This window comes from Enterobacter sp. ku-bf2, assembly GCF_001742765.1.
GTDB lineage: Bacteria > Pseudomonadota > Gammaproteobacteria > Enterobacterales > Enterobacteriaceae > Enterobacter > Enterobacter quasiroggenkampii.
This window is the reverse complement of sequence record NZ_MDVW01000019.1, coordinates 19047-31412: the sequence shown is the minus strand read 5'-3', so window position 1 is coordinate 31412 and position 12366 is coordinate 19047. Positions and strand designations below refer to the sequence as shown.

Sequence of the window (12366 nt, the reverse complement as noted above, 5' to 3'; positions counted from 1 at the left end):
AGGGTGAAAAACCCAGGCCCGGTAAGCGTAGCGCACCGGGCTTTTTTACAATCCCAATACCAGTTGTCGCTCTAACTGCGGATCCAGCAGCGTGACGTGCAATCCCACCAGCCTCACCCCTCGCCCACCTCGTCGCTCTTCCCATGCCTTTTTTGCCGTCGCGATAAGATCGTCTTTATTCAAACGCGGCCAGACATGTTCCTGCGTGGTCTGCTGGAAATCGTTGAATTTGAGCTTGATGCCCTGACGGGCGATGAGCAGGTCCGGTTTTACCTTGCTTAAGCGTCGCTCCAGCTCCGGGTAGAGTTGTTCCGTGATAATAGATTCGCACTCGGACCAGTCATGAATATCTTCAATGAGGGTACGCTCAACGCCGACGGATTTCCGCAGCCGTTCGCTGTTCACATCGCGATCGTCAATCCCCTGGCTGCGCTCCCACAGCACGCGGCCAAACTTCCCGAAGCGCTTAAGCAGCATCGCGAGATCGCTTCGCTGTACGTCTTCGCAGGTGCGTAACCCCATGCTTTCCAGCTTTGCGGCGGAGACTTTACCGACGCCGGGAATTTTGCCGAGCGGCAGCGTTTTTAAAAATGCAGGCACCTCTTCCGGCGTAATGACGTACTGGCCGTTGGGCTTATTTAAATCCGAAGCGATTTTGGCAAGGAATTTAACGGGCGCCACACCCGCCGATGCCGTCAGATTCAGCTCGTTGAAAATCGTCTGGCGGATCTCCTGAGCCATCAGCGTGGCGGAGCCGTGGCAGTGCACGCTGTCGGTCACATCGAGATAGGCTTCGTCCAGCGACAGCGGCTCTATCAGAGAGGTATAGCGGGAGAAAATTTCCCGAATATGAAGGGAAGCCTCTTTATAGGCGTCGAACCGCCCGGGCAGAAGCGTGAGATGAGGGCAAAGCTTTAAGGCCATCGCCGTCGGCATGGCGCTTCGCACGCCAAATTTGCGCGCAGGATAGTTGGCGGTGCTGATGACACCACGCTGAACGCGGCTGCCGCCAATGGCGATGGGAATATCCCGCAGCGCCGGGTTGTCTCGCATCTCCACTGCGGCAAAAAAGCAGTCCATATCAACATGGATTATTTTGCGCATAGTAAGCCCTCACTCATCACTGGATAAGTATACAGTAAATAAATGAGAGTTGAGAAGCAGATGTAAGAATGCCGGGTGGCGGCGTTGCCTTACCCGGCCTACAAAAAATTAAATAATGCGCTGCTGCTCGCGCGCCATGCGTTTTTTGCGGGCGTCGCACGGTTCCGGGCAGTCGCAGACCTTCTCCATACCAATGGAGGAAATACCGCCGCAGCTGCCCTGAATGCTTTTCCGCTTAACGATCCAGCCTAACGACATGCCGAAGATGACAAGCACAAAAACCACAAAGGTTGCCAGAAACGTCAGCATCATCAGCCTCCAAAGTCATCAAGCATGATGTTCTCATCTTCGACGCCGAGATCTTTCAGCATCTTAATCACGGCGGCGTTCATCATCGGCGGACCGCACATATAGAACTCGCAGTCCTCGGGTGCCGGGTGCTGTTTGAGGTAGTTTTCATACAGCACGTTGTGGATGAACCCCGTATAGCCCGTCCAGTTATCTTCCGGCTGCGGATCGGAAAGCGCTACGTGGAAGGTAAAGTTCGGGTTTTCACGTGCCAGCTGTTCAAACTCGTCGTCGTAGAACATTTCGCGCAGCGAGCGCGCCCCGTACCAGAAGCTGATTTTACGCTTGCTGCCGAGCCGCTTGAGCTGGTCAAAAATGTGCGAGCGCATCGGGGCCATACCGGCACCGCCGCCGATAAAGACCATCTCCGCGTCGGTATCTTTCGCGAAGAACTCCCCGAACGGACCGGAGATGGTCACCTTATCGCCCGGCTTCAGAGACCAGATGTATGACGACATCACGCCCGGCGGCGCATCCGGCACATTCGGTGGCGGCGTGGCGATACGCACGTTGAGCATGATAATGCCCTTCTCCTCCGGGTAGTTGGCCATCGAGTAGGCGCGCAGCGTCGGCTCTTTTACCTCTGATACAAAGCGGAAGAGATTGAATTTGTCCCAGTCGGCGCGGTACGCCTGCGGAACGTCGAAGTCCGCATACGCCACGGTATGATCAGGACACTCAATCTGAATGTATCCGCCGGCGCGGAACGGGACATCTTCCCCTTCCGGTACGCGCAGCTTCAGCTCTTTGATAAAGGTGGCTTTGTTATCATTAGAGATAACCTCGCACTCCCATTTTTTGACGCCGAAAATCTCTTCAGGCAGTTCAATCTTCATGTTCTGACGCACTGCGACCTGACAGGCCAGACGGCAGCCCTCTTTTGCCTCACGCTTAGTGATATGCGCCAGCTCGGTGGGCAGAATATCGCCACCGCCCTCTTTTACTGTCACGCGGCACTGCCCGCAGGAGCCGCCGCCGCCGCAGGCTGAGGAGACAAAAATACCGTTACCGGAGAGCGTATTGAGCAGTTTATCTCCCGCAGGCGTGCGGATCTGATTCTGCGGATCGTCATTAATATCAATCACCACGTCGCCGGAATTCACCAGCTTCGCCCGTGCCGCCAGAATGAGTCCTGACAGCACCAGTACGATCAGCGTGAACATCACCACGCCAAGAATAATTTCCATCTGTTAGCCCTTATAGCTGCACACCGGAGAAGGACATAAAGCCCAGCGCCATCAGACCGGTGGTGATAAAGGTGATCCCTAAGCCACGCAGACCCGCAGGCACGTTGGCATATTTCATTTTCTCGCGGATCCCCGCCATGGTGACAATCGCCAGCATCCAGCCGATGCCGGAACCAAAACCGTACACCACGGATTCACTGAAGTTGTAATCACGCTGAACCATAAACGAGACGCCGCCGAAGATGGCGCAGTTCACCGCGATCAGCGGGAGGAAGATCCCCAGCGCGTTATAGAGTGAAGGGAAGTACTTATCGAGGATCATCTCCAGGATTTGCACCAGCGCCGCGATCACCCCGATAAAGGTAATGAAGTTCAGGAAGCTGAGATCAACTCCTTCTACCAGCGCGCCATCCCGCAGCACGAAGTTGTACACCAGATTGTTAATCGGAACCGAAAGTCCCAACACAACGGTGACCGCCACGCCCAGGCCAAATGCCGTGGAGACCTTTTTAGACACAGCAAGGAACGTACACATGCCGAGGAAAAACGCGAGCGCCATGTTTTCAACAAACACCGCGCGCACAAACAAACTCAGGTAATGAGCCATCGTCGGTTACTCCTTTTCCTGCTGTTCTGGTTTCAACGTACGAATCAGCCAGATCAACAAACCGATAATGAAAAATGCGCTAGGGGCCAGCAGGAACAGGCCGTTTGGCAGATACCATCCGCCGTTTTGCACCGTGTCCAGCACCGTGATGCCAAACAGCTTGCCGCTGCCAATCAGCTCTCGCAGGAACCCCACGGTCAGCAGGATCGCGCCATAGCCCAGACCGTTGCCGATACCGTCCATAAAGCTCGCCAGCGGCGGCATTTTCATCGCGTAGGCTTCCGCACGCCCCATGACGATACAGTTGGTGATAATCAGCCCGACAAACACCGAGAGCTGTTTGGAGGTTTCATAGGCGAAGGCGCGCAGCAGCTGATCGACCACGATCACCAGCGAGGCGATGATCGCCATCTGCACGATGATCCTCACGCTGTTGGGAATGTGGTGGCGGATCATCGAGATAAACATGCTCGAAAACGCCGTAACCAGCGTGACGGCCAGCGTCATTACCACCGCCGTTTCCAGCTTGGTCGTCACCGCCAGGGCTGAACAGACGCCCAGCACCTGCAGCGTGATCGGGTTATTGGCGAGCAGTGGGCCAATGAGCACCTTTTTCACTTCTTTCAGTTCACCGGTATCAGCCATTGTTCAGCACTCCTTCACGTACGTTTTTCAGGAAAGGACCAAAGCCCAGCTCGCCCATCCAGAAATCAAAACTGTGCTGCACGCCGTTTGAGGTGAGCGTAGCGCCGGAAAGCCCGTCGACCGCGTAGTCGTCACCGGGACGTGCCGCTCCTTTCATCACCTTCAGCGCAGGCAGACCGTTATCGTCGAGCACTTTCTTGCCGACAAACTGTGCCCGCCAGTTCGGGTTTTCCACTTCGCCGCCCAGCCCCGGCGTTTCGCCCTGGTCATAATACGTAATGCCTTTAACGGTGCGGCCATCCGTATCAAGGGCCACAAAGGCATACATCATTGACCACAGGCCGTTGCCGTAGACAGGAAGCACCACTTCCTGAATGCGTTTTTGGGGGTCACGCACCAGGTAAATTTCGGCGAGATTGCTGCGGCGCTTAATCCCGGCAGGGTCTTGCGATGCCTCGAGCGTCAGGCTCATCTGCGGATCTTTCAGCGCCAGCGCCTGGTTGAAGGTTGCCGGGTCTTTATCCAGCAGCTGGCCTGTTTTTAAATCCACCAGACGCGCGGAAATTCGTTCGGCAAAGACGGCCGAAACCTCATCTGCGCTCATCCCCTCCTGCATCAGTCCGGCCACGGCCAGAATGTTGCGCTGTTTATCCAGGGCACGTTGCTCCTGCTGCAGGGGTTTTAACCCCACGGCAGAACCGGCCACGACAATGGAGCAGACCAGACAGAGCACCAGCACCACCAGCAGCGTTTTGCTGATGCTGTCGTTATTTTTGACTTCAGCCACGCGCCTTCCTCCGCTTGATGTTGGCCCGCACCACCAGGTAATCGAAAAGTGGCGCAAACAGATTGGCAAACAGAATCGCCAGCATCATCCCTTCCGGATACGCCGGGTTGACCACGCGGATCAGGACACACATCGCGCCAATGAGCACGCCATAGCTCCATTTACCTTTATCGGTAAACGAGGCCGAGACGGGATCCGTCGCCATGAACATCATGCCGAACGCGAAGCCCCCCAGCACCAGATGCCAGTACCAGGGCATGGAGAACATCGGGTTAGTGGACGAACCGATAAGGTTGAACATCGTGGCGGTCAGCACCATGCCGATCATCACGCCTGCAACAATCCGCCAGGAGGCCACGCGCCCAAACAGGATGATCGCCCCGCCAATCAAAATCATCAGCGTCGAGACTTCACCGATAGAGCCGGGAATGTTGCCAATAAAGGCATCAAACCAGGTCACGGGCTGACCCGTCGCGTTGTTCACCAGCGTTTCGCCGCCGTGTGCCGCCCACTGTGAAAGCGGCGTCGCACCGGAAAAACCGTCTGCCGCCGTCCAGACCAGATCGCCTGAGATTTGCGCCGGATAGGCAAAGAAGAGGAACGCACGTCCCGCCAGCGCCGGGTTGAGGAAGTTCCGCCCGGTGCCGCCGAAAATTTCTTTAGCAATGACCACGCCAAAGCTAATGCCCAGCGCCGCCTGCCAGAGCGGTAAGGTTGGCGGGACAATCAGGGCAAACAGAATCGAGGTCACGAAGAAACCTTCGTTGATCTCATGTTTACGGATGATGGCGAACAGCACTTCCCAGAAGCCACCCACGATAAATACCGTGAGGTAAATCGGCAGGAAGAACACCGCGCCCAGTGTCATCATGCTGATCCAGCCCGCGTCTGGCGCGAAGTTCACCCCTAAGGACTGGGCCAGGCGGTAGTGCCAGTCAGACTGAAGCACCTTCGCCAGCTGCTGCGCATCGTACATGTGGTGCAGCGCCGGAAGGGTCTGCAAACCGACGTTGTACATCCCCCAAAACATCGCCGGGAAGACTGCAAACCACACCAGAATCATCATCCGTTTAAGGTCGATGGCGTCACGAACGTGCGCCGCCCCCTTCGTCACCAGACCCGGCGTATAGAAAATGGTCGCCGTTGCTTCATATAGCGGGTAGTACTTTTTGAGCTTCCCTTCGGTAAAGTGCGGCTCCATTTTTTCAAAGAGGTGTTTTAAGCCCATCGGTTATCCTTCCTGCTCAATGCGGGTTAACACCTCGCGCAATACCGGTCCATATTCGTATTTTCCCGGACAGACATAGGTACAGAGCGCCAGATCTTCTTCGTCCAGTTCCAGGCAGCCCAGCGCCTGCGCGCTGTCGGTGTCACCGGCGAGCAGATCACGCAACAGCATGGTCGGCAGAATATCCAGCGGCATAACGCGCTCGTAGTTGCCAATCGGGACCATGGCGCGCTCGCCACCGTGCGTAGTGGTCGAAAAGTTAAACAGCCTGTTACGCAGGAAGTGGCCCAGCGTGGTCCGGGTGACGGAGTATTTTTCCGCACCGGGCAGCACCCAGCCGAACAGCTCTTTGTCGCGCCCTTCCTGCACAATGCTGACCTGCAAATGGAAACGCCCCAGATAGGCGTGCGCCTGCACAGCATGGCGGCCACTGAGGACCGAACCGGAAATCAGCCGGTTTTCGCCCGCTTTGGTTTCGTCGGTCAGTAGTTCATTAATATCCGCGCCAATCAGCGTTTTCACCAGACGCGGGTTTACCGCCTGCGGCCCGCCGATGGCGATGACACGTTCTGCGCACAGCTCTCCGGTGGTGAAGAGCTTCCCGATGGCGATGACGTCCTGATAATTAAGGTGCCAGACCTGTTTCGCCAGGCTTACCGGCTCAAGAAAGTGGATGTGCGTTCCAACCAGACCCGCCGGATGCGGGCCCGCAAACGCATTAAACGTGACCTGCCCCTGCGGATGTCCGCCGAGCTTGCCGCCGCCGGCCTGGCATACGTGGACTTTCCCCGACGTCAGGCGGGTTAACACGGTCAGCCCGGCATCAAAGGCTTTGCGCTGCGCCAGGATAACCGGCTGCGGGTCCACGCTGAGTGGGTTGGTGTCCATTGCCGTGACGAAAATCGCGGCCGGTTCCGTGCCCGGCACAGGGGATTTGCTGAAGGGACGGGTACGAAGCGCGGTCCATAAACCGGACGCCAGAAGCTGAGCCTGTACAGCGTCACGGCTCAGCGACACGAGGTCTGCGGCATCGTAATGGGCGAATTCACGCTGTTCGTTGCCTTCAATGCGGATAACCACCGACTGCAAAACGCGTCGTTCGCCACGGTTAATCGCCACAACGGTGCCACTTGCGGGGGCAGTGAACATCACGCCGGGATTTTTTTTGTCCTCAAAGAGCGCCTGGCCTGTGATCACGCGATCGCCTTCCTTTACCAGCATAGAAGGTCGCATTCCCAGGTAGTCGTCGCCCACAATGGCGACATGACGGACACGTGCGCCTGTCGAAACGTGCTGCGCGGGCACGCCTGCAATCGGCAGATCAAGTCCTTTTTTTATTTTAAACATGTGGTTAGCAGGTTTCCATGAACAACAATCCAGTGGCCGCAAAGTGTAACATTTTCCCCTTCTCGCGGGCAGGTAAACCGCCGTCGCGCGCACCAAATTGCGAGCTAATGCGCAAAGTTCCTGGAGCCATCGCGATTTTGATGGTTTATAAAGTAAAACTAATTTGTAAACTCACCGCCCGGCTCTTGCGAAAATCTATAGCGGTGCTAATGTGAGCGCTCCTAACAGAATAATCTGATTTCGGGTCTCTTTTGCCGTCCTGGCAAGTTGGTCATGGTTTTATCAAGGAACTAGTAGTATGCGTAAAATCGCATTGTTCATTGCGATGCTTCTGATTCCGTGCATGTCGTTTGCCGGACTGCTCAGCAGTAATAGCTCATCGACGCCGGTCAGTAAGGAATATAAACAGCAGTTAATGGGATCGCCGGTTTATATTCAAATCTTCAAGGAAGAACGCACTCTCGATCTGTATGTGAAGATGGGCGAGACATATCAGCTGCTTGATAGTTACAAAATTTGTAACTACTCCGGCGGACTGGGGCCAAAACAACGTCAGGGCGACTTCAAAAGTCCGGAAGGGTTCTACAACGTTCAGCGCAGCCAGCTCAAGCCTGACAGCCGCTTCTATAAAGCCATTAACATCGGCTTCCCGAATGCCTATGACCGTGCACACGGTTATGAAGGTAAATACCTGATGATCCACGGTGCCTGCGTGTCTATCGGCTGTTATGCGATGACCGATTCCGGCATTGATGAGATCTTCCAGTTCGTGACCGGCGCGCTGGTCTTTGGGCAGCCTAGCGTACAGGTCAGCATCTATCCGTTCCGCATGACGGACGCCAACATGGCACGTCACAAGTACTCATACTACGCGGATTTCTGGCAACAGCTGAAGCCGGGTTATGACTACTTTGAGCAGACCCACAAGCCACCGGTGGTCTCTATCGTAGATGGCCGTTACGTGGTCAGCAAACCGCTGAGCCACGAAGTCGTCCATCCACAGCTGGCGTCAAATTACACGGTCCCCGAGACAAAATAGCACCCACTCGCCTGGCATAATCTTTTGCCAGGTTTCGTTGCCCGTCAGCGGCTGCGTTGCAATAACAGTGACCACATCGTTCGGTGTGGTCTCCTTCTGAAAGTCTATCTCCACATCCTGATCCAGCAGCGTCGCCACGCCAAACGGCGCACGGCGGGTGATCCAGAACAGATTCGTCGAGCAGAACGCCATCACATAGCGGCCGTCAGAGAGCAGCATGTTGAACACGCCTTTTTCACGTAGCTCGGTCGCCAGCGTCGCGATGTATTTAAACACGGCAGCCATGTTGCCTGGCGTACGTGGATAGCGCTCCGTCAGCTTGTGCAGCAGCCAGCAGAAGGCTTTTTCGCTGTCGGTTTCGCCAACCGGGCGGAAATTGCCCGTTTCCAGCGACTTATAGCCCGTGAGTTGCCCATTGTGCGCGTAGGTCCAGTTACGGCCCCACAGCTCGCGGGTAAACGGATGGGTATTTTCCAGCGCGACTTCGCCGCGGTTAGCCTGGCGAATGTGGGCGATCACCGAGCGGGACTTGATGGGATAGTCCTGCACCAGTTTGGCAATCGGTGAGTTAAAGCTGGGCTGTGGATCTTTGAACGTGCGACACCCTTTACCTTCGTAGAAGGTGATGCCCCAGCCGTCTTTATGCGGCCCGGTTCCTCCACCGCGCTGCACCAGCCCGGTGAAACTAAAGCAGATATCGGTTGGCACATTCGCGCTCATCCCGAGCAGTTCGCACATACATCACCTCCACAACAGCGGGGGCAGCGCCCCAATGGATATGCCCCCCGCGAAGTCTTACTTAGCCATCTCTTTTTCGATCAGCTGGATCAGGATGTGGATCACTTTGATGTGAATTTCCTGAATGCGGTCAGCATAACCGAAGTGCGGAACGCGAATTTCAACATCCGCCGTACCGTCCATCTTACCGCCATCTTTACCCGTCAGGGTGATGACTTTCATCCCTTTTTCACGCGCGGCGGCGATCGCTTTGATCACGTTACCGGAGTTGCCGGAGGTAGAAATCCCCAGCAGCACGTCGCCTTCACGGCCTACCGCTTCAACGTAGCGAGAGAAGATGTGGTCGTAACCGAAGTCGTTGCCTACGCAGGAGATGTGGCTCACGTCGGAAATCGCAATCGCCGGGTAGCCCGGGCGGTTTTCGCGATAGCGACCGGTCAGCTCTTCTGCGAAGTGCATCGCGTCACAGTGAGAGCCACCGTTACCGCAGGAGAGCACTTTGCCACCCGCTTTGAAGCTGTCGGCCAGCAGGACCGCAGCGCGCTGAATAGCGTGAATATTGGCATCATCTTTCAGAAAGTTAGCCAGCGTTTCCGCCGCTTCGTTCAGTTCGTTACGAATAAGATCCTGGTACATGAGGATAATCCTTCAGTATTGATGAAATAACACAGTGGAGTGTACCGGATAGCGGGAAAAGCGAGAAGCTAAAGCCATGCGAAACGTCCGGCGTTTTGCTTTTTCGTGCCGAGTAAAACGCGAACAATGTGAACCAGGTTGTAATTATTTTGTAAACACATTGCTAAAGGAAATAACATCAACTACAACCATATCATCACAAGTGGTCAGACCTCCTACAAGCAAGGGAGCTTTTCTTTATGATGATTTTGAGCATTCTCGCAACCGTTGTTCTGCTCGGTGTGTTGTTCTATCACCGCGTAAGTTTATTCCTGAGCAGCCTGATTCTTCTGGCCTGGACGGCTGCGCTTGGCGTCGCAGGTCTCTGGAATATCTGGCTTTTAGTCCCTCTTGCCATCATCCTTCTGCCGTTTAACTTTGCCCCGATGCGTAAATCAATGATCTCTGCACCGGTGTTCAAAGGCTTCCGCAAAGTGATGCCGCCAATGTCGCGCACTGAAAAAGAGGCGATTGATGCGGGCACCACCTGGTGGGAAGGCGATCTTTTCCAGGGCAATCCGGACTGGAAAAAGCTGCATAACTACCCGCAGCCGCGTCTGACCGCGGAAGAACAGGCGTTTATTGACGGCCCGGTGGAAGAAGCCTGCCGTATGGCGAACGACTTTGCTATCACCCATGAAATGGCCGATCTGCCGCCAGAACTGTGGGCGTACCTGAAAGAGCATCGCTTCTTCGCGATGATCATTAAGAAAGAGTACGGCGGTCTGGAGTTCTCCGCTTACGCTCAGGCTCGCGTGCTGCAAAAGCTGGCAGGCGTTTCCGGGATCCTGGCGATTACCGTTGGCGTGCCTAACTCCTTAGGCCCGGGTGAACTGCTGCAGCATTACGGTACGGAAGAGCAAAAAGATCACTACCTGCCGCGTCTGGCACGCGGTCAGGAAATCCCTTGCTTCGCGCTGACCAGCCCGGAAGCAGGCTCCGATGCGGGCGCGATTCCGGATACCGGCGTGGTCTGCATGGGCGAGTGGCAGGGCGAGCAGGTGCTGGGCATGCGCCTGACCTGGAACAAGCGTTATATCACGCTGGCCCCTATCGCCACCGTGCTGGGTCTGGCCTTTAAGCTCTCTGACCCGGAAAAACTGCTGGGCGGCGAAGAAGATCTGGGCATTACCTGTGCGCTGATCCCAACCTCTACCCCAGGCGTCGAAATTGGTCGTCGTCACTTCCCGCTGAACGTGCCGTTCCAGAACGGTCCAACCCGCGGCCAGGATATCTTTGTGCCGATTGACTACATCATCGGTGGTCCGAAAATGGCCGGTCAGGGCTGGCGTATGCTGGTGGAATGTCTGTCGGTGGGCCGCGGTATTACCCTGCCGTCGAACTCAACCGGCGGTCTGAAGTCGGTGGCGATGGGGATTGGTGCCTACGCGCACATCCGCCGCCAGTTCAAAATCTCCATCGGCAAGATGGAAGGTATCGAAGAGCCGCTGGCGCGTATCGCGGGCAACGCCTACGTAATGGACGCCGCCGCCACGCTGATTACCTACGGCATTATGCTGGGCGAAAAACCGGCCGTACTGTCCGCTATTGTGAAGTACCACTGTACCCACCGCGCGCAGCAGTCAATCATTGACGCGATGGATATTGCAGGCGGTAAAGGCATTATGCTCGGCGAAGGCAACTTCCTGGCGCGCGGCTATCAGGGCGCACCGATTGCCATCACCGTGGAAGGGGCAAACATCCTGACCCGCAGCATGATGATCTTCGGTCAGGGCGCAATTCGCTGCCATCCTTACGTGCTGGAAGAGATGGCCGCTGCGCAGAACAATGACGTGGATGCCTTCGATAAGCTGCTGTTCAAACATATCGGTCACGTGGGCAGCAACAAGGTGCGCAGCTTCTGGCTGGGCCTGACGCGCGGCCTTACCAGCGCCACGCCGACCGGCGATGCAACTAAACGTTATTATCAGCATCTGAACCGTCTGAGCGCCAACCTGGCCCTGCTGTCTGACGTTTCCATGGCGGTGCTGGGCGGCAGCCTGAAGCGTCGCGAACGTATCTCTGCCCGACTGGGCGATGTGCTGAGCCAGATCTTCCTGGCCTCTGCGGTCCTTAAACGTTACGACGATGAAGGCCGTCAGGAAGCGGATCTGCCGCTGGTGCACTGGGGCGTGCAGGATGCGTTGTATCAGGCTGAACAGGCGATTGACGATCTGCTGGCGAACTTCCCGAACCGCTTCGTGGCAGGCGCCCTGCGCGTGGTGATCTTCCCGACCGGTCGTCACCATCTGGCGCCGTCCGACAAGCTGGACCACAAAGTGGCGAAGATCCTGCAGGTTCCGAGCGCAACCCGCTCCCGCATCGGTCGCGGTCAGTATCTGGCGCCGACGCCGCATAACCCGGTGGGTCTGCTGGAAGAAGCGCTGCTGGACGTGATGGCCGCCGATCCGATTCACCAGAAGATCTGTAAACAGCTGGGCAAAAACCTGCCGTTTACCCGTCTGGACGAACTGGCAAAACAGGCGCTGGCCGGTGGCATTATCAGTAAAGATGAGGCCGCTCTGCTGGTGAAAGCCGAAGAGAGCCGTCTGCGCAGCATTAACGTGGATGATTTCGAACCGGATGAGCTGGCGACGCAGCCGGTAAAGCTGCCGGAGAAGCACCGCAAACCTGAAGCGGCATAACGCGTTTCGCTTATAC

12 protein-coding genes are annotated in these 12366 nt (G+C 56.2%); 2 read left to right on the top strand and 10 right to left on the bottom strand.

Translation table 11 applies throughout. From position 1 onward, the window contains the following. Nucleotides 1–45 precede the first annotated feature (45 nt). The 8 genes from dinB to BFG58_RS17425 form a co-directional block, all read right to left on the bottom strand. The gene (dinB, locus tag BFG58_RS17460; protein ID WP_048029970.1) at nucleotides 46–1104 is read right to left on the bottom strand and encodes a DNA polymerase IV; all 1059 of its coding nucleotides are present in this window, start codon (nucleotides 1102–1104) and stop codon (nucleotides 46–48) included. Between the two features lie 108 nt (nucleotides 1105–1212). Beyond that, nucleotides 1213–1416, bottom strand: a complete 204-nt coding sequence (gene nqrM / locus BFG58_RS17455; protein ID WP_023615899.1) for a (Na+)-NQR maturation NqrM — start codon at nucleotides 1414–1416, stop codon at nucleotides 1213–1215. Beyond that, on the bottom strand, nucleotides 1416–2639 hold the full coding sequence (gene nqrF, locus BFG58_RS17450) for an NADH:ubiquinone reductase (Na(+)-transporting) subunit F (RefSeq protein WP_069720202.1): 1224 nt from the start codon (nucleotides 2637–2639) through the stop codon (nucleotides 1416–1418). Before nqrF ends, nqrM begins: the two co-directional genes overlap by 1 nt. 10 nt (nucleotides 2640–2649) lie before the next feature. Then, complete coding sequence (gene nqrE / locus BFG58_RS17445) at nucleotides 2650–3246, bottom strand: NADH:ubiquinone reductase (Na(+)-transporting) subunit E (protein WP_023334613.1); 597 nt, start codon at nucleotides 3244–3246, stop codon at nucleotides 2650–2652. Nucleotides 3247–3252: 6 nt separating this feature from the next. Continuing rightward, nucleotides 3253–3891: an NADH:ubiquinone reductase (Na(+)-transporting) subunit D gene (locus tag BFG58_RS17440; protein WP_024909466.1), complete on the bottom strand. Its 639-nt coding sequence runs from the start codon at nucleotides 3889–3891 to the stop codon at nucleotides 3253–3255. After that, the gene (locus BFG58_RS17435; protein ID WP_069720201.1) at nucleotides 3884–4678 is read right to left on the bottom strand and encodes a Na(+)-translocating NADH-quinone reductase subunit C; all 795 of its coding nucleotides are present in this window, start codon (nucleotides 4676–4678) and stop codon (nucleotides 3884–3886) included. Before BFG58_RS17435 ends, BFG58_RS17440 begins: the two co-directional genes overlap by 8 nt. After that, nucleotides 4671–5906 carry an NADH:ubiquinone reductase (Na(+)-transporting) subunit B gene (locus tag BFG58_RS17430; RefSeq protein WP_069720200.1) on the bottom strand — a complete coding sequence of 412 codons (1236 nt, stop codon included), beginning with the start codon at nucleotides 5904–5906 and terminating at the stop codon, nucleotides 4671–4673. The genes BFG58_RS17435 and BFG58_RS17430 overlap by 8 nt, the downstream gene beginning before the upstream one ends. A 3-nt stretch (nucleotides 5907–5909) precedes the next feature. Next, on the bottom strand, nucleotides 5910–7253 hold the full coding sequence (locus BFG58_RS17425) for a Na(+)-translocating NADH-quinone reductase subunit A (RefSeq protein WP_069720199.1): 1344 nt from the start codon (nucleotides 7251–7253) through the stop codon (nucleotides 5910–5912). A gap of 298 nt (nucleotides 7254–7551) precedes the next feature. Between BFG58_RS17425 and dpaA the strand changes: the two genes are divergently transcribed. Further along, the gene (dpaA, locus tag BFG58_RS17420) at nucleotides 7552–8292 is read left to right on the top strand and encodes a peptidoglycan meso-diaminopimelic acid protein amidase (RefSeq protein ID WP_069720198.1); all 741 of its coding nucleotides are present in this window, start codon (nucleotides 7552–7554) and stop codon (nucleotides 8290–8292) included. Here dpaA and BFG58_RS17415 read toward each other — a convergent pair. Together BFG58_RS17415 and lpcA are read right to left on the bottom strand one after the other, a co-directional pair. Next, nucleotides 8263–9030, bottom strand: a complete 768-nt coding sequence (locus BFG58_RS17415; protein WP_008500262.1) for a class II glutamine amidotransferase — start codon at nucleotides 9028–9030, stop codon at nucleotides 8263–8265. The genes dpaA and BFG58_RS17415 overlap by 30 nt on opposite strands. A gap of 57 nt (nucleotides 9031–9087) precedes the next feature. Further along, the gene (gene lpcA / locus BFG58_RS17410) at nucleotides 9088–9666 is read right to left on the bottom strand and encodes a D-sedoheptulose 7-phosphate isomerase (RefSeq protein ID WP_021242877.1); all 579 of its coding nucleotides are present in this window, start codon (nucleotides 9664–9666) and stop codon (nucleotides 9088–9090) included. Nucleotides 9667–9905: 239 nt separating this feature from the next. Between lpcA and fadE the strand changes: the two genes are divergently transcribed. After that, complete coding sequence (gene fadE / locus BFG58_RS17405) at nucleotides 9906–12350, top strand: acyl-CoA dehydrogenase FadE (RefSeq protein WP_048029959.1); 2445 nt, start codon at nucleotides 9906–9908, stop codon at nucleotides 12348–12350. The last annotated feature ends 16 nt before the right edge of the window (nucleotides 12351–12366 follow it).